Here is a 26,660-nt window from a genome sequence, read left to right on the forward strand (position 1 = left end):
TCCTTTAATACTATCTCCGTTCAGATAAGCATTTACAATCGTTAGTCTGAACTCTACACTGAATTTTCTGTTTTTACCCATAAAAAATGCCCCCAAGAAGTGTCTAACTTTTTGGGGGCAGTGCACAATTACCGGTGTTTTTTCCACGATCCAAGACGCAGATAACGCATATCACGCTTTACTGGAATTTGGTTACAAACCATATGAAATAACCCTCATCATGTCAGAAGAAACGCATCAAAAGCTTTTTACTCAGCATGATATAGATTTTTACCTGAACAGCAGCTCATTCAGAGAAAACGGCAGGGAACCGGAAATTTCAAGTATTTCCGATGCACTGGATGTGTTCGGAAGGTTCGTTGCCATTCCCGGACTTTCGCTGGTTGTAGCAGGCAATTTCACCGACGGCGGTTTCCGGGCGCTCTCGGGTTCGGTCATGTCGGACGAATACGCAGCCTATTTTCAGAGCCGTATCAAGGAAGGTGAAATCCTGATTGATTTCAATTTGCATACCGTAAGTGAAAGAAATTACATTATAAACTTATGGGAATATTACGGCGGATTTCCGCTTGTACGCAAAGTCAGTCACGCTGCCTAAAAATATAAAAATAGACAGCCGGCACATGCAACTTGTGCCGGCTGTTATTTTAACTGCTCCTCAAACAACTTCAGAATCCGTTTGTATTCGTCCGTCCACGAAGAGGCTTCTGTAAATGCATGATCTTCCATCGGGTAGGAGGCAAGTTCCCAGTTATCTTTTCCCAATTCGATCAGCCTTTGCGACAATCGCACTACATCCTGATAATGCACGTTCACATCGAGCATGCCGTGACAGATCAGCAAATGGTTTTTCAGACCGGCCGCATGATAAATCGGTGAACTTCTTCTGTAAGCCAGACTGTCTGTTTGCGGGAGATTCAGGATATTGGAGGTGTATCCTTGATTATAGGCCGACCAGTCTGTTACGGGCCGCAAAGCGGCGCCGGCCCTGAAAACGTCCGGAGTTGTAAACAGGGCCATTAATGTGATAAATCCGCCGTAAGAACCGCCGTAAATCCCTATTTTTTCAGGATTGATATTGTAATTGCTGATCAGCCATTTGGCTCCGTCCGTATGATCCGTCAGATCTTTTCCGCCCATATGCCTGTAAATTCCCGTACGCCAGTCGCGTCCGTAGCCGGAACTTGCGCGGTAATCCATATCCAGCACGGTATAACCCAGATCGGTGAGAAGATTATTGAACATATATTCGCGGAAGTACTGGCTCCACCAATGGTGCGCATTCTGGAGATAGCCCGCACCGTGGACAAAAATCACCGCTTTGCCGTTTGATTTCACAGGTTCGTAAACTCTTGCATAAACCTCTTTTTCATCACTCGATTTGAAAGTCACAATTTTTGCCTTTCGCCAGGCATAAGAGTTGAATTCTGTGGAAGTGGAATGGGTAATCTGTTCCGGTTTGGCCATTTCGCCGGATTTCGGGTTTTTCATGATGTACAGTTCCCACGGCGTGTTGCTGTTGGAATAGCGAAGTGCAATGTTCCTTTCATCCGGTGACAAGGTTACTTCATGCGCGCCGGGATTATGCGTAAGGCGGGTGCGGTTTCCGCCCTTGGCCGACATTCGGTATACATGCTGCTCGCCGGGATGTACTTCATTGGTTATCAAATAGAAATGCTTTTTATTGGCAGAAAGTATCACGTTCTGTACTTCAAACTTTCCGGCTGTCAGAGCTGTTTTTACACCCGTCACAACATCCATGGCATAAAGGTGCGAATAGCCTGTTTCTTCGCTCTGGAAATAAAAAGTACGATTGTCGAGCCAGCCGGAAACGCCTGGGCTCAACGGATAATTTCCGATTCCCGGCCCGCCGATCCATGCTTCATCGCGTTGCCTGTCCAGTAATTTCAGCGAAAGCGAATCCGGGTCAAATGCCATAATCCAGCGGTCTTTGTTGTCGGTTGAACGGATGATCACCACGGCCTGCTGCCCGTTTTCAGACCAGTACGGACCGTGAAAAATGACTTTTCTGTCGATTTGGGCTGTATCCCGTTTCGGATAATCTTTAAGAAAGTCCGGCTTATTGCGGATGCCCGGAATGTCTTTTACACTAACCATCCGGGCCGTGTCTTTTTTTACATCATAAACCCAGAATTCATATTCCGAAGCCGGCGCCCCGACTTTTGTCCTGCCCGGAATATCCTCCGTAAAGCCCGATTCGGTGACGTATTCCGGAATGTTTGTGGTTTTGGCAGATTTATCCGGTTTGGTCAGGCGATACGTTACAAAGCGATTGTCCGGGCTTGCCTGCTGATTGGAAACGGTTTTTTCGCCTAAATAAATTTCTTTCAGATACGCGGGTTTTTCTGCTTCCGAAATTTTCTTGCCTGCATCTTTTTTGCTTTTTCTTTCCTGTAAAACCTTGAAAAGCGCCAGTTGTTCGGCTTCCAGAAATTTCTCAGACGCATCCGGCTTTGGTTCGGACTTTTTATGGCCGGTTTTAAAGTCCGTCAGCTGCGACAAAAGCCCGGATGCAAGCGAAATACTGAAAAGATTGTTGCCTCGCCTGAAAACCACACTTTTTTCATCGCCGCTAAATTCAGGGTCCTGTTCTTTCTCGACTGTGTTTGTAAGCTGCCGAATGCTGAAATCCTTGTAGCTGACCAGAAAAATATCGTCGTTTTTTTCATACAGTCTTGCGGTATGAAGTCGGTTATAAACACCGTTTTTCCCGGGCATTCTTTTGCGGTCTTCGAGCGTGACTTTGCTGATTTTTTTAGTGGCAAGCGAATAGTTATATAAGGAATCGTCCGGATTTTTATCCGGGTTCCAGTCAAAGTAAACCGAAGCCGAATTGTCCGCCCAGGTTATATCCGAAGGCGAGGTTCCGATCCACATTTTGGGATCTCTCATGATTTTTTCAACAGTGAGCGGAGCAAGAGACTGTGCCGAAAGCGAGGCATTTGCAAAAAGCAGGAACAGGAGAAAATGGATGCGGTAATTCATGCAGTTAAAGGATTGTATTTACGCAAAGTTCTGGGCAAAAAGATAGAAAATGCTGTTTAGTGAACGGAAAGCCTTGTTTTTAAATATTTCATCATCTTTGCCCAATATGCTGATAAATTTTCAGCAATACGGATTTTATAAAAAATTAGCCATAAACAAGGATCATTTTAACCATGAAAAAAACAATTCTGAGCCTTCTGATTATCTTCCGGGTTTTTCATTGCGGAGCACAGTCCATGCAGTTTACCTTTTCGGACAGCACCATTCTTCCTCTGAAACCCGCCGGACTGCTGCACGGCATTTCGGCCATTGAATATATTCCTTCCAAAAAACAGTGGCATCTGGCGAGTGACCGCGGAAATTATTTTGTTTTTGACAGCATTCAGAATATCCGGGATTTTGACCGGAAAAGTACGGCTTCGCTTGTGAAAAATAACCGGAACTGGTTTGAATCCGTGCGGTACGACGCCGTTACGGGCAATTATTTTTTTGCCATTGAAAACGAGTACAAGGCAAATGACGAAAATGCGGACACTACAACCTGGGTTTCTGTTTATGAATCTTTTCCGCCGACAAGACCGAACCCGTTTTACCTGGTTCCGCCCATGCCGCTTCCTGCTGATAACAAAGGCATTGAAGCCATTGCGGTTACGGAAAACGGGAACGTGTGGGTTGCGCCGGAAGTCGGCTGGAAAGGAGAAACCGAAGTCGGGAACGATACAATTCATTTCCTGAAATTCTACAGGGATTCAAATTATGAGCAGCTTCAGACTTACAGCTACGTCATTGACCGCAGCGGATGCCCGTACGGAACGGTGGAAACCCGGGGCGGAATTTCGGAAATATTAACCGTAAGTGAGGACGAGCTGCTGGTGCTGGAAAGATGTTTTGACGAAGGAAATGGTGGTACAAACAAAATTAAGGCTAAATTGTGGAAGGTTACAGCCGACGGCCTGCATCTGAAGAAAGATCCGGCGCCTGCTTTTGATTTCAATACCGGAATGAAGTTTGTGCCCGATAACCTGGAAGGAATGGCCTGGTGGCCGTCTGAAAACGGGAAAAGAAAGCTCGTTGTGATCAGTGACGACAATCCCGGCGCCAAAAACAAACAGCGGACCCAAATCATTTTACTGGAAGAAAAGGAAGCGGCTGTACGCAACAAGTAACATAATCATATCAACGATTGTTTTTTCATGAGGTTTCCTTTTAGCATCATTTTAATTGCCGGTATTTTTCTTGTTTTCAGTTGTAAAAAAAATAAGCGTTACAGGCCGGAAAAAGGGGTTTCCTACTCATTGAACGAACAGCGAAAAAAGACGATTGACAGTATTCATTATGAAATCGAGCTGGACATTCCGACTGGAAAAAACGAGCGGATCAAAGGCAAAGAACGCATTTCATTTAACCTGCATTCACTGGATTCTGCGCTTGTTCTGGATTTCAGTACCGACAGTTCACATGTGGTTTCGGTGCAGGCAAAAGGAAAAGCAATCCCTTATGAATTTGTAAATCAGCACATTGTTATTGAACCTGCCAGTCTTGTAAAAGGACGAAATGAAATCTTTGTAGAGTTTGTTGCGGGCGATCTTTCGCTGAACCGGAGCGAAGAATATTTGTACACGCTTTTTGTTCCCGACCGCGCTTCCACTTGTTTTCCGCTTTTCGATCAGCCCAACCTGAAAGCTACTTATGCGCTGACGCTGAAAACGCCTGCAAACTGGGAAGCGGTTTCCAACGGAAGCCTGCAATACAAAAGGTCGGAAAATGGCCGGAATATTTATCATTTCAATAAAACAAAGCCGATCAGTTCCTACCTTTTTGCATTTGCTGCCGGCAAGTTTTTTAAAACGGCGAAGACAATTGGCGGCCGTGAAATGACCATGTATTACCGCGAGACGGATACGGTTAAAGTCAGGAAAAACAGCGATGAAGTGTTTTCGCTGCATGCGAAAGCGTTGTCGTGGCTGGAAAATTACACGTCCGTTTCTTACCCTTTCGAAAAGTTTGACTTCGTTCTGATCCCGTCTTTTCAGTATGGCGGCATGGAGCATCCGGGTTCGGTGTTTTACAATGAATCGTCTTTGTTTCTGGATGAAAATGCATCGGTTAACAAAAAACTGTCAAGAGCCAGCGTGATTGCGCATGAATCGGCGCATATGTGGTTTGGCGATCTGGTGACGATGGACTGGTTTAACGATGTCTGGCTGAAAGAAGTTTTTGCCAATTTCATGGCAGCCAAAATCGTTCATCCGAGTTTTCCGGAAATCAATCACCGGCTGCGCTTCCTGCTGGCGCATTATCCCGGCGCATATGAAGTGGACCGAAGTGCGGGCACCAATCCTGTTCTTCAGGAACTTGGAAACCTGAAAAATGCCGGCACGCTGTACGGGGCCATTATTTACCTGAAAGCACCGGTTGTCATGCAGCATCTTGAACTCAAAATCGGGGAAAAAAGGATGCAGGAAAGTTTGCGCGAGTACCTCAAAACATTTGCCTACGGCAATGCACGCTGGGATGATCTGATCCGGATTATTGACAAGAAAACACCGCAGAATATTTCAGAATGGAGTGAAGTATGGGTGAAAACGCCCGGAATGCCCGCCTATGATTTTGTCACTAACGACGGAAAAATGCAGGTTGTTCAGGCAAATGACTCCGTTTCAGGCCGTGTATGGCAGCAGCCGCTTTCGGTAAAATGGAAAAAGGACAATACTTATCACGACACCGTTTTTGCTCTTACAGACAAGCAAATTAATACAGTTGCCATAAAACCCGGAACGTTGGTTTTTCCGAATCATAACGGCGTAAGTTATGGTTATTTCAAAATGGATACTGCGAGCAGAGCGGACTTCATCCGGAACTATAATAAAACGGCGGATACGGTCCGGACCAATCCGGTTTTCAGAGGCGCCATGCTTGTAAATATCTGGGAATCCTTTCTTCATGGTGACGGGCCTTCATCCGAAAAATTGGTAAATGATATCTTCGCCATTTTACCGAAGGAAGAAAATCCGTTGCTTGTGGATTACCTGCTTTCCGATATGCAAACAGTCTGGTGGACGTTTCTTGGTCAGGATAAGCGGTCGTTTTTACAGGATAAAGCAGAACATGTCCTTTGGGATTTACTGGAAAAAACCGGAGACAAGGGCATCAAAACATCCTATTTCCGGGCATTCAAAAACGTGGCGCTTACGCCGGACGGACTGCGTAAGCTGGAATTACTCTGGAATGACAAGCTGGTTGTGAAAGATCTCGTTTTATCGGAAGATGATAAAATTTCGCTGGCCTGCGAACTGGCCTTGAAAGGAAACGGAGACAACAATCAGATTTTGAACAAACAACTGGAAAATACCAGAAATCCGGACCGCAAAGCAAAGCTGAAATTTGTCATTCCTTCGCTGAGCAAAAATACAGCCGAGCGCAATGCATTTTTTGAGTCGCTGAAAAAACCTGAAAACCGCGAGAAAGAAGCCTGGGTGCTGGAAGCATTGGCTTACCTTCATCATCCTTTGAGGGCGAAAAGTGCCATTCCGTATTTGCGGCCTTCGCTGGACATGCTTCAGGAAATCCAGCTGACGGGTGATATTTTCTTTCCGACGCGCTGGATGAACACGACTTTTGCGGGACATCATTCCACGGAAGCCGCAGCAATTGTTCAGGATTTCTTACACGATAATCCTGATTATCCTTCTTATCTGAAAAACAAAGTCTTGCAGGCAACAGATGTGCTGAACCGTGCGGTGAGATTGCAAAGAGATGCGGATCATGAAAAGTAGCCGGGAGCCTGAATCTGCTTTTTAGTAGAAAATTCAACTTAACTCCATGGAAAGCTCCAGACGTAAATTCATACGCAACAGTGCCGCACTTGCCGCTGTTACCGTTTCCGGTCAGCCTGGCTTGAACAACACATCGCTGCTTAAAAAGGAATACGTGCAGGACGGCGGAATGCAGTTTTGTCTTGCGCATTTTTTCGGAATGGACAAGCGCCGGATCGAATTGTCGAAGCAGATGAAAGTCCTTGGCGCGGTAGGAGGGATCAATCCAAAAAGTGTCGGCCTTTCGGATGTGAATTCATGGGATTATGCTGCAGTTAAGGCTGTTAAGGAAGCGTGGGAAAATGCAGGTCTGAAGTTGAAGGTTATCGAAGGCCCGCCGGCTTTGTACGAGAAAACAAAGCTTGGACTGGAAGGAAAAGATCAGGAAATCGACAACTTCATCAGTCTGATCAAGAACCTTTCCAAAGCAGGCATTGATACGATTTGCTATAACTGGATGCCGGTGATCAGCTGGGCACGAACGACGATGGACCGGCCGAGCAGAGGCGGCGCTTTGGTGAGTGCCTTCGATTATGAAGATATAAAAGATTTGTCTGTAACGGATTACGGCACGTTTACAAAGGATGTAATGTGGAAAAATCTGGAATATTTTCTTAAAGCCGTTGTGCCCGAAGCAGAAAAGCACGGTGTCAAACTGGCGCTGCATCCCGATGATCCGCCGGTGGATTCCATTCGCGGCATTGCGCGGATCATGACTTCCGCTGATGCATTCAAAAGGCTGATTGAAATTGTTCCGAGTCCGAGCAACGGCATTACGCTTTGTCAGGGCACTTTTGCAACCATGGGCGAAGATATTCCGTCCGTAATTCGATATTTCGGCAAACGCGAAAAAATCCATTTTGTGCATTTCAGGGACGTGCGCGGAAACCGTCAGAATTTCGAGGAAACGTTCCACGATGACGGAAAAACGGATATGTATGAAGCTATGAAAACGTATTATGAAATCGGGTTCAAAGGTCCGATCCGTCCGGATCACGTGCCGACCATGTCCGAAGACAGTAATGAACATCCGGGTTACAGCAATATCGGTGCATTGTTTGCAATCGGCTACATGCGCGGGCTGATCGAATCGGTGGCAAAAGGTTGAAAAGAATTATAGAAATTAATTTCCGGATCATTTCAATGGATGAAGCTAAGCCGGGCTTAACCAGTTGATTGTGGTTTTGTCTGCTGTTCCGCCTTACGGATTTACACCCACCATGCTGTGTTTGCGAAGAATCCCCGATCGTCCGGGCTGATCTGCCATTTTGATGTGCAACTGTTTGTGTGTTCTCACACATGCGTACAACGCCTGTTTTGTGTCAAATTTACTTTCTACGGAATACAGTCAGAATAAACACATTCTTGCCGTTTTTAACTTAAAACGGTTATTGAAATTAATTCCTGAACCATTTTTAGCTTTATTAAATTACGTTTTCAGAAGATGTACGCATACAATTGAGCAATGTTATTATTTAAAATGATATTCAATAGCTTCTTCAGCATTCCCGGCAATTTAAATGATCAGAAAATAGGCTGCTTCCGGTTTTATATAAAAAATCAAACCGGTATACGTTGCACAAAACGCGTTCTAGAACGGTTTTTGTAGCGTAAATGCATCTGAAAAAGGAAGCGTTGTATCCAATTCATTATTAATGTTAAGATCATGCGAAAAGTCAAACTGTTTTCCTTGTACGATACAAATTCATTATTTTACAAAATCGGCATGGAGATTAATCAAGAGATCAACAAATGGCCGCAGGAATATTTTGCAGATGATCAGATTGAAGGTCATGTAAAAAACCTGAAAACCGGCAAAGAACTCAGTATACCCGAAATCCATTTTGCCCGTTCGGAATCCAGAACGAGCAGTAAGATATTTCCCAATTCGGTACTTCGCCCCGGAAGCGGTTCTGAAATGAAAATAAAAGTGAATGTAATCGAATACCGCATCCCTTTTGAAGGCGATGTCAATCTGCTGGCATGCAGAGTTTCATCAAACAACAGCATAAAGTCCGAAGAATGGACAGTCGATCCTAAAATCGGTGAATTAACAATAGAATACCCGGTTTACGGCAAAACTTCCAAAGTTTTAATCCATGAACACAAAAACTACGTAACGGACCTTATGCAGCAGCAAAGTGATCTCAAAGCCGAACTTCTGGAGTTTAATTCCGGGCTGGAGAACATGATCCGGCAAGTAGTTGAAAAAAGGAAAAATGAAATCAGATCCCAGAACAGCTTGTTATCATCACTGGGCCTAAAATCCTGATAAATTACATCAATGAACGTTGGGAATGATCTGAAAAGGTTATTTCCAACGTTTCTGTTATACCGCATTGATAATCTCCGGTTCCGTGCGCGGAAACTGATCAAAGTCATTATAGTTCCTGATTTTAATTTGCAGTTCGAAAATCCTGAAAATGTTAATTTTGGGCGTATAATGAGGCACGTAAAAGCAAAATTCAATTAAAATCAGATGAAAAAAGATATACGTTCAGGAACAGGAATACCGGATAAAGAACTTGCCATATTAATTGTACATTTTCATGATACGACGGCGAATCAGTCCGTTATTTTTGTCACATAAAACAAACCTAATGTCTGTTTTATCAGTACATTTGTCCGTTTGAATACCTTGATATTTATAGTTGTCTCAATTCTGTGCAAATTTGATTAAATTAATTAACCTCCACATGGCATTTTGAAGTTCCTTGGTAAATTATTGAGGGACAGTTCCAACACTAAAATCAGTTTTGCTTAGCCTGATTTTCAAACCATAACGGACACAGTTGTTAATAAACAATTCTATGAACCAATTCTTCAATTTCTGGTCTTTCTCTCTTCCATCTATATTTAATACAAGCGTAAATGTCTTTCCATGTTATATTCGGACATTTGATTCTTTAATGCCTGCGCATACTGCAATTCCAAACTCACACTTCATCAGGATCGTTAGCTGATCCCGCAATTCTTTATTCATGAATGGGCGGGATTTTAGGCCAGCGGACATATAAATGCATTTTACTCATCAATCTCTTGAAAATTTACCATGATAAAATTTAGGCACACTAAACATTTTCATTTCAGGTCACGCTTTTCGCAGGAATGGGTGATTCTGGTTATTTTAAGTATCTCTTTCAATTTTATTTGCTTTATATCTGCATTTGGTAAAAATAAAGTTTCAGTAAAACCATACTTTAATTCTGAAGAAAAATCCCTTTCCCTATGGCCGGAACATCAGCCGGTTTCTGAAGATACAATAACGAATAAAGGCGTTTCCGGCCAAGAAACAAATCGTCTTTCGCAGCTTGGCAGGTCCGGTCACAACCTGGATGCATATGTTCAGAATCCGATCACTTTTGAAGAAAATGAACCCGAAGCCGTTCATACTGCTGCGGAAAAAGAGAATGATGATGAAGAGGTGAATGTGCTGGGTGTAAATGTCGTGGCTGAAAAGAAAATGCAGCTGGAAGTCCATGTGACCGATCCGGAAAGAGTTTCAGCTCAGCATGGCGGCCTTTTTTACGGACTTAAGGACAAGACATTCATCAAGCTCGGCGTTGCAGGAAACAAAATCGGACTGACGAAAGAAAAGCGTCCTTCGTCTGCTGACGCATTGAATGGCAGAAATAATGAGCGCATAACAGAAGTAGCCGGCGGGTTTGATTCAAAGACACTGCGTTTAAAAATGGTTATAGATCCCGCTGCCAAAACGGTTGAAGGTTTTTACTCGACCGACGGTGTAAATTACGTGAACACAGGTTCGTCATATTCTTCCCCGGCATTGGACATCAGTGAACTGAACATCATGGACAGTACGGTCTACGCAGGCGTGTATACTTCCGGCGGAAATACTTCACTGATGCCGGACAACCATTTTGATGACTTTGCTGTAAACAATGTAAACGTTACCTTGTTCCGGGGTATCCATGCCGATTTTCAGCCTGAAGGCATTGCGGTTTTGAACGGGCATATTGCTGATTTCGGCCTGCCGTATGATGAATCGCGGAGATACGGCTGGGTCAGCTCAAAAACTAAACAGCCGGTAAGTGTTAAAAACAAAGTGCACCCGCGCCGAAAAGGAACGGATAAAAGCATGCCGCTTGCTGCTGTGGAAATGCAGAACACGGACAATGAAGAAAAAAATGCCGCATGGGAATTTTCGGTTCCAAATGGATTTTACAGGGTTACGGTAAGCGCCGGTGACAGCGGATATTACAACAGCCGTCATCAGATCAATGTGGAAGGGCTGCCTGCAATCAGTGATTTTGCTTCCTCCAAAGCCGATCAATACCGCATCGGAACAGCTACGGTTGCGGTAAACGATGGTAAACTGACAGTGGATGCATTGGGCGGGCTCAATACCAAAATGAATTATATAACCATTAATCCGGCTGTACCGGCAGTAGATACCATTGCTCCGGTTGCCAGCGCAAGGTTTGAAGGAAAAAAGCGTTCGCGGGGTATTTACGAAAAACAGGTCAGGTTGTTTCTTTCTGCTTCCGACGAAGGCGGCTCCGGTTTAAGTGAATTTCAGTATGCGCTGAATGACAGTAAATTCCAGGATTACACCATTCCTTTTGTCATAAAAAAGAAAGGTGAATACAGCCTCAAGGTAAAAGCCGTTGATGCGAGCAATAATGAAACGGTGACCGGAACATACCACTTTACCGTCAAACCACGTGTGGCTAAAAAGCTTGCTTTTACGCAGGACAAGATCAGTTTTACAGTTTTAAAGGGCAAACCGGTTATTCCGCAGACAATCAACCTGAATGCAGGTTCCGGGAATGCCACTTTCCGTTTGTCCAAAACAAAGGCGGACTGGCTTACATTGCCACAAACCGTTTCCAATACCCTGCAGCTCGGGCCCGAAAATATCAATTCTGACCTTGAACCGGGCAATTATCAGGTTCTGGTTACGCGTACCGGAGGCGGCTTTCGTCCAGCTACGATGCTTATTGACCTGCATGTGGTGGAACCGCTTGATGCTCCGAAAGTGAGCATTGATTTTGCGGATTCAGAATCCATCCCGCCTGTGGGTTACCTTAAAGATTACGGTCAGCCGTTCGGACAAAGAAGCGGCGCGCATCAGGGTGCCGGGTTTCAGTTTGGCTGGAAAAACCGTGCCGACGGAAGCCTGCTCGATCTGACTGCAAACGGACGCAACCGCTATACGCCCGAAGATGTGCTGCTTGCGACGCTGATGCATATGCAGGCCGTGCATATCGACAATGATTACTGGCCGGGCGTAAAGGAAGAAGGTTACTGGGAAATGAAAGTGCCTAACGGGGTTTATGATGTCACGGTTTCGGTTGGCGACGGAAATCCCAATAAAAAACCTGAAAAACATTCCATTAATGTGGAAGGGAAAAAAGCCATTTCAGGATTTATACCAAACGGAAAAAAAGGTACGATCAGCCGGTTTAAAACGGTTACGGTACGGGTGAATGTAAAAGACGAGCTGCTGACCATTGATGCAGACGGCGGAACAAGTACCAAAATCACGTTTACAAACATTGTCCCTGTCAGTATTGATCCTTACGTGTACTGGGCTTCCAAAAACCAGAACATCATTGTTAAAAAAGGAATAAAGGAAAACAGTTCGACATCAATCGTTCTGGGCAGTTCCAATAATCTGGCCAGTTCATTCAAGATTTCTGTGCGGTACTGTCAGGGTTTGCCGGGCTGGCTGAAATACGATCCGAATCCGAAAGGAATCCAGCCGAATGTTGTTTTTGATTACTCAAAAGCTGAAAATCTGCCGGTTGGTATTTACAAGGCATTTGTAAAAGCCACTTCTCCGCAGTTTACAGGCCAGGAATTTGAAATACTGCTGAATGTCGTTGATCCTTCCAGACCTTACGTCGTATCGTCCAACCCGCTAAACGGGTCGGTAAAGGTGGATCTGAATACGGTAAGCATTGCGGCAAATAACCTGAATGTTCCGGAAGCAAAAGGCTTTAAAGGAGGCGTGGACAATTCCACGATCACCAACAATACTGTCAAACTTTTCAAGCTTTCTGACAATGTCTCCACTTCGGTCAACGGCGTTGTACAGGGAACGGGCGGCGGTGATGCCATCAGCTTTTCACCCGTCGGCAGCCTGGAACCGAATACAATTTACAAGTTCGTGATTACTTCCGGTGTGAAATCTTATACCGGGGCGTCATTTGCTCCGTACGAGGCTACTTTTACAACGGATGAGGCGAAGATTGATTCCAGCAATTTCCTGAATGCCCAGTTTATTAAAGTCGGGATTCCGGGTACGGAAAATAAAAAATACTGTTCGCTGACAATTGGTCCCGACGGCAGGCTCTACGCGCTCCGCCTCGACGGTATCGTAGAAAGGTTTGATATCAATCATTCAAACGGAATGCTGTCAAATCTGAAAACGATCAATACGATTGTGAAAAAGTATGGCAACCGTTCAGCGGTAGGTTTGGCTTTTGACCCAAAATCGACACCATCCAACCTGATACTCTGGATTTCACATTCATCGCCCGGTCTTTCCGTGGCACCGGCGTTCGACGGCAACATCTCCCGGCTGGAAGGACCGGAGCTGCAAAAGGAGCAGCTGGTGATCATCAGGCTCCCGAGGTCAAAACGGGATCACTTGATCAACAGTCTTGCTTTCGGGCCGGACGGCGCTTTGTACATGTCGCAGGGCAGCAACAGCTCGGCTGGTTCCTATGACGAAGACTGGCAGCGGAACGAAAGTCTTTTGTCAGGAACCATTCTGCGGCTCGACCTGAAAAAGCTGAAAGGCTTCAAACTGCCGCTGAATGTACTTACAACGTCGGATCAAAGCATTATCAACAAGGCGCCGGCAAAGGCTGCAACCATGCGGGACGGAACTTACAATCCTTACGGCAGCAGTGCGCCGCTGACAATTTACGCATCCGGCATACGCAATGCATTTGACTTGCTGTGGCATACCAACGGACAGCTTTACCTTCCAACGAACGGTTCCGGGGGCGGCGGTAATTCACCCGAATCCGTTGCTGGTACCCGAAAACCGGACGGTACTTTTTACCACGGCCCCGAAATTCCGGCAACGTTTGGTATAAAGGCGCAGAACGACTGGCTTTTCAGGATCAACCCGAACAGACCGATCGGTTACTTTGGCCATCCGAACCCGTTGAGAGGCGAGTATGTGATCAACAGAGGCCATGAAGACAATCCGCTCTACTTGCCATCGGTAACAGCCGATCCGAATTACCGTCAGGGTTATAATTTTGGCCTCAACAAGTCTCCGAATGGCGTAATCGAGTACAAAAGCAATACTTTCAACGGTGCATTGAAAGGCAAGTTACTGGTTTGCCGCTTTTCAGGCGGTGGCGATATTGCCGTCATGGAACCGGGATCCCTGGTGAAAACGGATAATCCGGCGGATGACAGTATTTATGATATTGTGAAGGTCAATACCGGTTCAGGAAATAACGGCCTTGTCGGCGCATCCGGTTTTGGAAACCCGCTGGATATTGTGGAAGATCAGGTGAACGGCAACTTGTATGTAATCGAGTACAACTGGAACGACAGCCCGAACCTTGCTGCACGGATTACCCTTTTGCGTGTGAAACCGGAACCAGTTGCAGAGCCGGAAGTGACGGCAAGCACCAAAGAGACCGGTAAAAGACGGATCAAGTAGTGAGAGGACGGTATCTAAAGTGATTTTAAACAGCAAAGAGGGCTTACAAAGCCCTCTTTTTTTATTCCTCAAAAAATAAAGTTCCGGGCTGCATTTGCCGATGTCAAGAAAGACAACGTTACTGCCGGGCCATATTTGATTTTGCTGTAAAACTCGTACAAAATCAGCGGAAAGCAGGAATTGCGAACTACTTCCGGAATCGCTCAAATTATTCTGGCATAAATATTGGTAAGCTGCAAGGTAGACAATTGAACACTGAAAACAATTAAAATCAACAGGTTATGAAATCAACTTATAAACGACGTCAGTTTCTGCATCAAGTGGGACAAGCGGCTGTTGCTGTTCCGGGATTAAGTATGTTAAGCTTTGACGCATTAAGCGAGTCTCTGATCTCCGCTGAAAACAAGCCGGCAGAAGATAACAAACAGGCCAAGAAGCTTGGCATCGCATTGGTCGGATTGGGCCAGTACAGTGAAAAGCAGCTTGCCCCCGCACTGCAGGAAACAAAAAACTGCAGGCTTGCCGGAATCGTGACCGGCACGCCCGATAAAATTGGCAAATGGAAGGAAAAATACAATATACCCGATAAAAACGTCTACAACTATCTGAATTTCGATTCTATAAAAGATAACCCGGATATTGACATTGTATACATTGTTCTGCCGAACTCCATGCATGCGGAATATACAATACGGGCAGCAAAAGCGGGCAAGCATGTAATTTGTGAAAAACCGATGGCAACATCCGTAAAGGACTGTGAGGCGATGATTAAAGCCTGCAAGGAAGCAGGCAAAATGTTGTCGATAGGTTACAGGCTTCATTTTGAACCGCATAACATAGCAATGGCAAATTACGGCAGTAAAGAAACCTTCGGAAAAGTTAAAAAAGTCATTGCCATAGACAGTCAGGAAATGGAAGCCGGAGCATGGCGGCTGGACAGGGAAAGAGCCGGCGGCGGACCTTTGATGGATCTTGGAATTTACTGCGTTCAGGGAGCTCTTTACACAGTCGGTGAAAATCCGGTCAGCGTTTCTGCCAAGGAAGGTGCGAAAACGGATGTAAGCCGGTTTGCCGAAGTTGAGCAGTCCATTGATTTTCAGCTTGAATTTCCGGGAGGAGCCGTTGCAAACTGTCATACAAGCTATGCAGAACAGGGAAATACATTGAGGGCAGAAGCGGAAAAAGGCTGGTTTGAGCTGGATCCGGCATATGGGTACGACGGGCTGAAAGGCAAAACCAGCAAGGGCGATATGGATATACAAAACGTAAATCAGCAGGCCTTGCAAATGGATGATTTTGCAGATTGCGTGGCCAACAAAAAACCGACCCGGGTACCGGGCGAAATGGGTTTGCGCGATGTGAAAATCCTGATGGCCATTTATGAAGCTGCCCGCACCGGAAAGCCTGTGCCGCTGAAATTGTCATAATTAAAATCTGTTGAAAAAATATTGTCTGATAAAAACAGGCAGCATGAATATAAAAGCATGCTGCCTGTTTTTATGGTATTATCTTATCCCTGAGGTTCCGAATTCCATAAAATTTATCAAAATGCTCACCGGTTTTCTGCTTTGAAATCGTATATGGTTATATGCAGATAAAACTGGATTACATTTTGAGCCACACAATCCGTCAATTAGTACCGCATCCCAGAAATGACGAGATACTTCCGCAATATCGGCTGTGGTTTTTGAAAGATGCTTTGAAGACTGTGTTTTCAGACGGTCCTAAACGATTAGGCAAATTCAGGATTGCCAGAATATAATATGGTCTGAACAACAAGTCTCAGAAAATTCAGGCTGAAAAAGACGCAGATGGTAAAATCGTGAAGTATATGAAAGTATTAACATCTATATAATAGCTGTAATATTTTTGTATAAATAGTATTACGTATAGTTAACTTCCGTGAGATTTATAAAATTTTAAGTTGCTCTTTGATTTGTACTATTTTAGCTGTAAGAATAATACAATTTCAATACTAACTAGGATTAAACAAAATATATTTTTGTTGGCACTTTATCGTACTTCAAGAAATAGTTAAAATAGTACTATGTTTTGGATCGAAAAAGTATCTTAATTTGTATTATAAATCACAAACCAATAACAAGTCATAAGTATGTTCAAAAGTGCATGTATGACTGTCTCACTTATTCTGGTAAGCTGGCTCATGGCCTTCTCGCAAAGCCAGAATATCAGCGGGACAGTCTCGGATGAAAAGGGGGAAGGTCTTCCCGGAGTAGGAATCGTAGTAAAAGGTACAACAATAGGAACAACCACGGATGTAGAAGGGAAATTTACCCTTGGATTGCCGGAGAATGCCACCACACTGGTATTGAGCTCGGTTGGTATGAAGTCCATGGAAGTGCCTGTGGATGGAAAAACCGTATTTGCAATTACAATGCTGTCGGATGAACGTGCATTGAATGAAGTAGTTGTAGTCGGTTACGGTACGACAAGAAAAAGTGATATTACAGGTGCTGTGGCGTCTGTAAAAGCAGAACAGATCACGCAGATTGCAACAGCAAACCCGCTTCAGGCCATTCAGGGCCGCGTGGCCGGCGTCAATATCACAAGCCAGTCCGGTGAGCCGGGTTCAGGTGTCCGTGTACGTATAAGGGGGGTCGGTACCATTAACAACAGCGATCCATTGTATGTTGTGGACGGTTTTCAGACCAACGATATCAGCTTTCTGGCTCCGGGCGACATTGCGTCCATGGAAATCCTGAAAGATGCTTCTGCAACGGCCATTTACGGTTCGCGCGGTGCAAACGGTGTGATTCTGGTTACGACCAAAAGAGGAAAAAGCGGCGCACCGAAAATTTCTTTTGATGCTTACGCAGGCGTTCAGAAAGCCTGGAACAAAGTGGATTTGCTGAACGCAAGCCAGTATGCTACGCTGAGACTGGAATCTTATGCCAATGACGGAACGGTTCTGCCGACAGACGGAACGCTTTACCAGACGCTGAACGGTTTCAAACAAAGCGGCGAAAAAGGAACCAACTGGCAGGATGAAGTGATGCAGACAGGCGTTATGCAGAATTACAGCCTGAATATCATGGGCGGTAATGAAAAACACCGTTACAGCCTTACAGGAACTTATTTTGATCAGCAGGGTATTGTGAAAAATACGCCGATGAAAAAGCTGTTCCTTCGCTTCAACAATGATTTTTACGTAACCAAATGGCTGAACGCGGGTATTTCTGCGGCATATGCGAGTACAGACAGAACGCCCTATTTCGGCGATCAGTACGGCGGCGTGCTTACAAGTGCTTTATCGGTTTCATCCCTGGCGAAAGCCTGGGACCCGGCAACCAATTTCTGGGGAAAACGTCCGGTTCCTGAAGGAGGCGCATACAACCCGGCACGTATCGTAAGCGAATACAAAAACAACAAGGCTTATCAGACGCTGGTGAATTCCAACTTCTTTCTGGATGCCAAAATCAGCAAGGATCTTTCTTTCCGCACGCAATTCGGTATGAACTGGCTTACAACGCATGACAAGCGCTATTTGCCTCAGTATTATCTTGCCAACGATGACCAGCGCCAGCACAGCAGCCTCCGCGAAGGAAGAGGCGAAACGCTTGGATGGGTATGGACCAATTATCTTACTTATAACAAGACTTTCGGAAAGCATAACATTACGGCAATGGCCGGTATTGAAAGCCAGCGTTCGACATTCAGCGATATGCGTCTGACTGTACTGGACGTTCCGAACGACAAATCGCAATGGTACCTTTCCGCAACAAAAAGCACGGATTACTTACTGGAAACCGGCCAGTCTGACGAGTCGATCCAGTCGTATTTCGGACGTGTGAACTATAACTTTGACGAGCGTCTGTTATTGACAGCCACGTTAAGAAGAGACGGTTCTTCCCGCTTTCTGCCTAATAACCGCTGGGGAACATTCCCGTCGTTTGCACTTGGGTACAACCTTGCAGAAGAATCTTTTATCAAAAGCATTCCTGCGATCAGCCAGCTGAAATTACGTGCAGGTTGGGGACAGGTTGGTAACCAGAACAGCGCAGCCAATTACGGTTATGTAACTACGGTTTCAGGAAACAACATGTACGTATTCGGTGACAATGCCGTTCAGGGATTTGCTCCGACAACCGCAAGCAACCCGGATCTTAAATGGGAAACGACCACAAGTACAAACTTTGGTATCGACGCCGGTTTCTTCAGCAACCGTCTTTCGCTTACAGCGGATTACTTCATCAAGAACACATCCGATATGATCGTGCGTGTTCCGATTCCGGTATTCGCAGGCGTAGGTCCTCCGTACGTGAATGCAGGAAGCATGAGCAACAAAGGGGTGGAACTTGCCCTGAATTACAGAAGTTCAGTAAAAGATTTTACCTATGATATCGGAGTCAATGCAAGCAAAATCCTGAACCGGGTAACGGATCTTGGCGGCGGCGAACCGATTGCAGGCGGTGATGTAAACGGATTGGGACAAACAACCCGTACGGAAGTAGGACGTGAAATCGCCGTATTTTACGGACTGAAAACAGACGGAATTTTCAGAACGCAGGCGGATCTGGATGCCTATACAAAAGAAGGAACACCGATTCAGCCGAACGCAAAGCCGGGCGACGTAAAATTTGTGGACCTGAACAATGACGGTGTGATCGATAACAAAGACCGTACGTATCTTGGAAGCGCTACGCCAAGTTTCTCATTCGGGTTCAATACCAGTCTGGGTTACAAAGGCTTTGACCTGAGCTTCTTTTTACAAGGCGTTACCGGTGTGGAGCTTGTAAACGGTCTCGGCCACTGGATGAACAATGCAAACGGTATGTTCAACTCCGTAGCAAGCCGCATGGATCGCTGGACCCCTGAAAATACCAATACAGACCAGCCCCGCATGACGCAGCTGAACCCGAACAACAACGACCAGTTCAGTGACCGTTTTGTAAGCAACGGAAATTATGTTCGTTTCCGTAACCTTACGCTGGGTTATACCTTGCCAAAAACGGTACTTGAAAAGGCACGCATCAGCAACCTGAGAATTTACGTTGCGGCAGATAACCTTTTCACATTCACCAAATACAAGGGAATGGACCCTGAAATCGGTGAATTCAACAACAATCCGCTGAACTTCGGTGTGGACATGGGTGCATACCCGCAGCCGCGCGTAGGACGTATCGGATTGAGCGTAAACTTTTAATAAATCCTTGTCTGAATCCTTTGAACGGCACTTCTATAACAATGCTGCTTAAAGGAAAAGACAAATGTTAACAGCATAATGATTTTAAAAATGAAAAAATATAAAGTTCTTGGCCTTATGTTAACAGCCACCATGCTGTTGCAGGGCTGTAATGATTTTCTTGACAAAGAGCCGCTCGGACGGGAAACGGATACCAACTATTTTTCCGATTCCACAAACACCCTGCTTGCCATCAATGCCGCCTATGACGCTGCTTCCTACGACGAAGGAAACGATGGTCTGGGGAATTACCTGCCGCACAATTACGAATGGATGTTCGGTGATGTATTGTCGGACGATGCAGAAAAAGGAAGCACGCCAAGTGACTTTCTGGATATTCAGTATATTAAAGAATGGCGCGCATTGCCTACGAACGGCCCGGTTTCCGGGGTTTGGGGAAACCTGTGGATCGGTATTTACCGTTCCAACTGGGTTCTGAAAAACATTGAAACGGCTCCGATCAGTGAAACGCTGAAAAACCGTGTAAAAGGTGAAGCGCATTTCCTGCGCGGGTACTATTACTTTTATCTTGCGCGTTTGTTCGGCGGAATGCCTTTGTTTTCAGAACCTGTAAAAACTTCTGAGTATTCCGCTACCAAAAGATCGACGCTGGCAGAAACGTATGCATTCATAGAAGCGGATCTGGAACAGGCGATTCAGTTGCTTCCTGAAAAAAACCAGTATACGGCTGTTGATCTGGGACGTGCAACCAAAGGTGCGGCCCGCGGCTATCTTGCGCGTGCCATCATGTATCAGCTTGGAATGGACAATACCAACAATCATACGTGGCAGGAAGTTTACGACCTGACCAACGCCATTTCGCAATCCGGTCAGTACGGCCTTACTGCTAACTATGCGGCCATCTTCGATGAAGAAAGCGAAAACAATATCGAATCGATCTTTGAAGTGCAGGCAAAGGAATCAGGACAAACCTGGGGAACGATCAAGACCGGAACAACGAACAACGTAATCCAGAATAACCGTTCTACATGGGGCTGGGGTTTCAACAATCCGACTGCTAACCTGGCATCCGCCTTTGAACCAAACGATCCGCGCAAAGCCATGACCTTGTACGGAAATAATGACGTACTGTTCGGCGTAGTGCAGAAAGTAAGCTATCCCGACGAAAACATGACCGGTTTCCTGAACCGCAAGGCAGCCATTGTACAGCCTGCACAGGCATCGGCATCCGGCCAGAACATCCGCAAAATGCGTTATGCGGAAGTATTGCTTATGAAAGCAGAAGCTGCTGCGCATATCGGAAACGAAACCGAAGCACGTACAGCCGTGAATATGATCCGTCAGAGGGCACGCAAATCGACTTTGCCGAAAGGCTCCAAAGTGGGAACTTCGACATACGATCCGACCAACATTCCTGCTACTGCATTGCCGGACATTACAAGCGCCGTTACAGGACAGGCTTTACTGCAGGCAATCCTGCACGAGCGTCGCGTTGAGCTGGGTATGGAGCAGCTTCGTTTCTGGGATCAGGTTCGTACGGGCACTTACATGAACTCGCTTTCAGGCGATGTCAAAACCCGTGCAATGGCGCATTCCATTCCCGGAAGCGTAAATCCGGTTCCTGTTCTGCCGATACCGCTGAACGAAGTACAAACCTGGGGACTTGAACAAAACCCCGGCTATTAATAAGCCGAAAGCATCTGATTGCTGATTTTTCAAAGTTAAAAGGCCGTTTCTTGTATTGAAACGGTCTTTTTTTGTTTACAGCCGGCAAGTGAAAAAGGTTATTTCAAAACAGACTGACAAGTTCGGAATTCGGAATTTGTACTAAATGCATCATGCATTCTAAATTACAGTCCTGGCTTTGAAACTGCTCCTGAACAACTTGTTTCCTCTGCTGGCGTGATTATTATGTGCTGCTAAAATAGAACTAAATAGGACAAAGATTTGCAAAAGCAGGTTTTAAACAATGTTTTCCATTTTATCCGGGGCGGAGGTGAAATGGGTGCGTTAATACGCGGGTTCGACTGGTCGCAAAGTTCGCTCGGAACGCCTGAGCAATGGCCGTTAAGCCTGCGCACTGCGCTTGGTATCGTATTGAATTCCGGTTTTCCAATGTTTCTTTATTGGGGAGAAGACGGAATTTGCTTTTACAACGATGCCAGTAGCCTTGTTTTAAGCAACGCGGGAAAACATCCGGCTATCGGTAAGACATACAAAGAAATCAGTCCTGAAATATGGGATATTGTGGGTATGGACATTCGGCGGGTTCTGGAAACGGGCGAACCCATGCAATTTGAAGACCGGCTCTTTCCATTATTCAGAAACGGCAAAAGGGAAAACCAGTTCTGGACTTTCAGCTATTCTCCCGTTTTTGATGTAGCTGGTAAAGTGGACGGAGTTTTGATCAGCAGTGTAGAAACAACAGAAAAGATACAGGCCGTTCATAAACTGAGAGAATCCGAAAACCGTTTTCAGAACCTGGTGCAGGAAGCAACAGTCGGGATAGTTGTGCTGACGGATGAAAACATGACGGTCGAAATTGTAAACGAAGCCTTTGGAAAATTAATCAATAAAAGTGCGGATGAACTGATCGGAAAGCCGTTGTTTGATGTAATTCCGGAATCAGAACCTTATTTCCGGCAAGTTGCAGAAAAAGCAAGGACCAAAGGTGAATCATTTTCTATATTTGACCAGCCATATAGTGTCAGCTATCACGGAAACAGAAAAGACGGTTTTCTGAATATCGTTTGTCAGCCGCATCAAGAGCCGAATGGAAAAGAAGGCGTCATGGCACTGTGTCAGGACGTAACTGAACAGGTCATCGCACAAAAGAAAATGGAAGAAAGTGAGCAGCGGGCGCGTTCTATTGTGGAAAGTGCGCCATTTCCGATTGGCGTGTATATCGGCAGAGAAATGCGTATTAACCTTGCAAATCAGGCTATCATTGATGTCTGGGGCAAAGGAAATGATGTTATCGGCAAGTTGTATTCCGAAATTTTGCCGGAGTTGGACAATCAGGAAATCTTCGGTCAGCTCGATCATGTTTTTACACAGGGAAAAGCTTTTCATGCCAGGAACCAGCGCGTTGATATTGTTGTGGACGGCCGGCTTCAGTCGTTTTATTTCAATTACAGCTTTACACCGCTTTTCGATTCCGAAGGACAGGTATACGGCGTGATGAACACGGCGGCGGAAGTTACGGACCAGGTTCTGGCCAGACACAAAATTGAAGAAATTGTGGCGGAGCGTACCAAAGAACTGGCAGAAGCAAACAGCAACCTGCAGAGATCCAATGCAGAACTTGCACAGTTTGCCTACATTGCATCGCACGATCTTCAGGAGCCGGTCCGGAAAGTAAGCACTTTTGCGCAGATGCTGGAAACGAATTTGCAGAAAACAGACGAACGTTCACTGCATTATGTAAGTAAAATCAAGGATTCGGCAGGCCGGATGCTCGTACTGATCCGGGACGTACTGGCTTATTCCCAGCTTTCCAAAAAGGCGGAAATGATAAAGGCAATCCAGCTCGGGAAGGTCATTGAGGAAGTTAAAAGCGATCTGGATCTGCTGATCGAGCAGAAAATGGCTGAAATTATTTACAACGATTTGCCGGTAATCGAAGGCGTGCCGCTTCAGATTTTACAGCTGTTTGCAAATCTTATCACCAACGCATTGAAGTTCAGCAGAAAAGATGTAAGTCCCGTTATTTCCATTTCCTGCACGGTTCTGGAAAAACAACGGTATGCACAATACCAGCTGCCTTTTACAGAAGGAACTTATTATAATCTGGAGGTAAAGGACAACGGCATCGGATTTCGTCAGGAACATGCCGAACAGATTTTCAATATATTCCAGCGGCTGCATGGCAAAAAAGAATATGAAGGGACAGGAATCGGGCTTGCCATGTGTAAAAAAATTGTCCAGAACCACCACGGTCATATTTACGCAACCTCCAATCCGGATGGCGGCGCCGTTTTTCACGTCATACTTCCTGAAAAACAAATGCAGATTTCCGAGTAGTATTTTATTCTGTATAAATTTATGAACAGGAAATAATCTTCTTCTGAAATCGCCGTAAAACAAAAATTAATAACATAGCGCAGAAAACTTCTGACAAAATGCGTTGTAAGGGTTAACTTTATAGCTTGTGAAGTAAACAAGCAATTCAAATAACATTTTTATCTCTGCTATGGCAAAGTTTAGTGACAACAACCGACGGGATTTTATTAAGAAAGTATCCGGCAGCATGCTGCTGGCTGCAAGTCCTGTCAATTCATTGTTTGCCGGAAAATCCGGCGTATCCAGGGAAATTCCGGTATCTGAACAAAAATTTTCTGCAAATGACAATATTCAGATTGCCTGCATCGGAACGGGTATTATGGGAATGGGCGATACGAAAACGGCATTGATGCTGCCGGGTGTGAAGTTGATGGCTGTTGCAGATCTTTATGACGGCCATCTTGTACGGGCCAAGGAAATGTTTGGCAATGATATACAAACCACGCGCGATTACTCTGAAATACTGAACAGAAAGGATATTGATGCCATTATTCTGGCCACGCCGGATCATTTGCATTCACAAATCGGCATAGAAGCACTGAAAGCGGGCAAAGCGGTATATTGTGAAAAACCGATGGTGCATAAAATCGAGCAGGGTTATGACATGATCAAGGCGCAGAACGATTCCAAGAAAGTTTTTCAGGTGGGCAGCCAGCGCGTGAGCTCGATTGTGTATACCAAAGTGAAAGAACTTTATCAGGCGGGCGTAATCGGTGAACTGAATTTTGTAGAGGTATTTTACGACAGACATTCCGCACAAGGTGCATGGCAATATTCCATTCCGCCGGATGCATCGCCTGCAACAGTAGACTGGAACCGTTTCCTGAGCAATAAAGCGCCTAAAATAGCTTACGATCCGCTTCGCTTTTTCCGCTGGAGAAATTATCAGGATTACGGAACGGGCGTTGCGGGCGATCTTTTTGTCCACCTTTTCTCAGGAATGCATTACATTCTGGATTCAAAAGGGCCGACGCGTATAATGACAAGCGGTGGTCTTCGTTACTGGAAAGACGGCCGTGATGTTCCGGATTTCATGGTCGGGATTTATGATTATCCGAAAACAGCTTCACATCCGGCGTTCAACCTGACGTTGCGTGTGAATTTTGCAGATGGTTCCGGCGGCGGTTCCGGATTCCGCTTTGTAGGAACAGACGGCCAGATCACGCTGATGGGCAATACGGTGACAGTAAAAAGGAAAAAGATGTCCAAAGCGCCGGGTTACACGATTGACACTTTCCCGAAAGCACTGCAGGAAAAATTCCTGGCCGATTACAACGCCAAATATCCGTCGAAGCCCGAAATGTCGGAACCGGAAACTGAAGAGTACAAAGCGCCGAACGGGTATGACGACCGTCTGGACCATTTTGCCAATTTCTTCGAATCCATGCGTACCAACAAGCCTGTGCTGGAAGATGCCGTTTTCGGGTTCCGTGCAGCCGGCCCGGCATTGCTTTCCAATAAAAGCTATTTTGAAAACACCGTCGTAAGCTGGGACCCGCAGGAAATGAAAGTGGTAAAAGCGGTATAAAAAGGCTATTATACAAGCATAAAGCTTTAAAACAGCAAAAAAATTCTGGTATAATCCGGCAAGAAATCCCCCGCCGGATTATACCATTTTTAAATTATACAAATCCGATTCCGATCAAAAACACAAAACCCGGAACGCTTCCAGTCTAACATCCAACCTTTCACATCTTACAACTAACCTTTTACCCCTTTTTGGTTAACAAACCCGATGCAAAATCCTAAATCTTCTTCGCTGCGACTGGACTCCATTGATGTTTTCCGCGCGGTCACCATGTTTCTCATGATATTTGTAAACGATTTCTGGACATTGCAGGGCGTGCCGAAATGGATGGAACACAGCAAAGGCGCAGACGATGCCATGGGACTTTCAGATGTCGTTTTTCCGGGATTTTTGTTTATTGTCGGACTTTCGCTGCCGTTTGCCATTGCCAACAGAAAATCCAAAGGCGACAGCAATGCAACCATTCTCAGGCACATTGCCGAACGAACATTTGCGTTGCTGTTGATGGGGATTTACCTCGTCAATCTGGAAAACGCAGTGGATTCCGGCATGGTCATCAGCAAGTATGTGTGGGAAATCCTTGTGGTGATTGCATTCTTTCTGATCTGGAACGTCTATCCTGAAAATCCTGAAAAAAAATCACTTTATACGGGCTTGAAAATAGGCGGATATATTTTGCTGACCGTCATGGCTGCTGTTTACAAAGGCGGGAATCCGGAAAACCCTTCGTGGATGGAAACACACTGGTACGGAATTCTCGGGCTTATCGGCTGGTCGTACCTGCTTTGTGCCGTGTGTTATCTTTTTGCCGGAGACCGTTTGCCGCTGATCATCGCGGCCTGGCTGTTTTTTGTATTGTTCAATCTGGCCGATTTTGCCGGCATACTCGACTTTCTTGATCCTGTAAAACAATATGTATGGATCGTGGGCAGCGGTTCCATGCCGGCATTCACAATGGCGGGCGTTGTCGCATCCGTTATGTACCGGCTTTATACAAAAGCCAGTGCTGTCCGCAACAGTTATCTTTTCATTCTGCTTGCGCTGGGAGTTGTTGCCTTGCTGTACGGATTCGGTACACGGCCGTTCTGGGGAATATCAAAAATCCGTGCAACGCCGGCGTGGGTAGGAATCTGCAGCGGGATCAGTTTTATTGCATTTGCTTTTATGTTCTGGCTTGTCGATATAAAAGGAAAGAAAAGCTGGGCTGCTGTCATCCGTCCGGCGGGTACGGCAACGCTCACCTGTTATCTGGTTCCTTATATCTGGTATGCATTTATTACACTGGTGCATATTGAACTTCCAATGGATTTACGCACCGGCATGATCGGGTTATTGAAATCGGCATTGTTTTCATTGCTCGTGATTGTGGTTACGGGGCTCATCAACCGGATCGGAATCAAATTAAAGATTTAAAAGGAGGTGGTAAATTCCGGT

13 protein-coding genes are annotated in these 26,660 nt (G+C 45.5%); 12 read left to right on the plus strand and 1 reads right to left on the minus strand.

Annotated features, from left to right (window positions below; all coding sequences use genetic code 11):
• The first annotated feature begins 220 nt into the window (after window positions 1-220).
• Window positions 221-598, plus strand: coding sequence for a hypothetical protein (locus FEM33_RS19115; RefSeq protein ID WP_139013601.1), 378 nt, complete (start codon window positions 221-223; stop codon window positions 596-598).
• 44 nt (window positions 599-642) lie between these two features.
• Here FEM33_RS19115 and FEM33_RS19120 read toward each other — a convergent pair whose 3' ends face one another.
• Window positions 643-3,006 carry a S9 family peptidase gene (locus tag FEM33_RS19120; RefSeq protein WP_139013602.1) on the minus strand — a complete coding sequence of 788 codons (2,364 nt, stop codon included), beginning with the start codon at window positions 3,004-3,006 and terminating at the stop codon, window positions 643-645.
• Window positions 3,007-3,179: 173 nt separating this feature from the next.
• Here FEM33_RS19120 and FEM33_RS19125 point away from each other — a divergent pair, with 173 nt between their 5' ends.
• The 11 genes from FEM33_RS19125 (at window position 3,180) to FEM33_RS19175 (ending at window position 26,639) form a co-directional block, all read left to right on the plus strand.
• Window positions 3,180-4,172 (plus strand): esterase-like activity of phytase family protein, encoded by a 993-nt coding sequence (locus FEM33_RS19125; protein WP_139013603.1) that lies wholly within the window; start codon window positions 3,180-3,182, stop codon window positions 4,170-4,172.
• 27 nt (window positions 4,173-4,199) lie between these two features.
• Window positions 4,200-6,782: a M1 family metallopeptidase gene (locus FEM33_RS19130; protein ID WP_139013604.1), complete on the plus strand. Its 2,583-nt coding sequence runs from the start codon at window positions 4,200-4,202 to the stop codon at window positions 6,780-6,782.
• A 46-nt stretch (window positions 6,783-6,828) separates the two neighbouring features.
• Window positions 6,829-7,929 (plus strand): mannonate dehydratase, encoded by a 1,101-nt coding sequence (locus tag FEM33_RS19135; RefSeq protein ID WP_139013605.1) that lies wholly within the window; start codon window positions 6,829-6,831, stop codon window positions 7,927-7,929.
• A gap of 558 nt (window positions 7,930-8,487) precedes the next feature.
• A complete protein-coding gene (locus tag FEM33_RS19140; protein WP_139013606.1) occupies window positions 8,488-9,093 on the plus strand; it encodes a hypothetical protein in 606 nt (201 codons plus the stop codon).
• A 780-nt stretch (window positions 9,094-9,873) separates the two neighbouring features.
• Window positions 9,874-14,472 (plus strand): PQQ-dependent sugar dehydrogenase, encoded by a 4,599-nt coding sequence (locus FEM33_RS19145; protein ID WP_139013607.1) that lies wholly within the window; start codon window positions 9,874-9,876, stop codon window positions 14,470-14,472.
• 281 nt (window positions 14,473-14,753) lie between these two features.
• Window positions 14,754-15,899: a Gfo/Idh/MocA family protein gene (locus tag FEM33_RS19150; protein WP_139013608.1), complete on the plus strand. Its 1,146-nt coding sequence runs from the start codon at window positions 14,754-14,756 to the stop codon at window positions 15,897-15,899.
• 704 nt (window positions 15,900-16,603) lie between these two features.
• Window positions 16,604-19,636, plus strand: coding sequence for a SusC/RagA family TonB-linked outer membrane protein (locus FEM33_RS19155; RefSeq protein ID WP_161597192.1), 3,033 nt, complete (start codon window positions 16,604-16,606; stop codon window positions 19,634-19,636).
• Window positions 19,637-19,726: 90 nt separating this feature from the next.
• A complete protein-coding gene (locus tag FEM33_RS19160) occupies window positions 19,727-21,322 on the plus strand; it encodes a RagB/SusD family nutrient uptake outer membrane protein (RefSeq protein WP_161597193.1) in 1,596 nt (531 codons plus the stop codon).
• A 261-nt stretch (window positions 21,323-21,583) separates the two neighbouring features.
• Window positions 21,584-23,659 carry a PAS domain-containing sensor histidine kinase gene (locus FEM33_RS19165; RefSeq protein WP_139013611.1) on the plus strand — a complete coding sequence of 692 codons (2,076 nt, stop codon included), beginning with the start codon at window positions 21,584-21,586 and terminating at the stop codon, window positions 23,657-23,659.
• A 169-nt stretch (window positions 23,660-23,828) separates the two neighbouring features.
• Entirely contained in the window at window positions 23,829-25,226 is a 1,398-nt protein-coding gene (locus FEM33_RS19170; protein ID WP_139013612.1) for a Gfo/Idh/MocA family protein, read from the plus strand.
• Between the two features lie 207 nt (window positions 25,227-25,433).
• Window positions 25,434-26,639 (plus strand): heparan-alpha-glucosaminide N-acetyltransferase domain-containing protein, encoded by a 1,206-nt coding sequence (locus FEM33_RS19175; protein ID WP_139013613.1) that lies wholly within the window; start codon window positions 25,434-25,436, stop codon window positions 26,637-26,639.
• The last annotated feature ends 21 nt before the right edge of the window (window positions 26,640-26,660 follow it).

This window comes from Dyadobacter flavalbus (assembly GCF_006149045.1).
In the GTDB taxonomy this organism is placed as follows: domain Bacteria; phylum Bacteroidota; class Bacteroidia; order Cytophagales; family Spirosomataceae; genus Dyadobacter; species Dyadobacter flavalbus.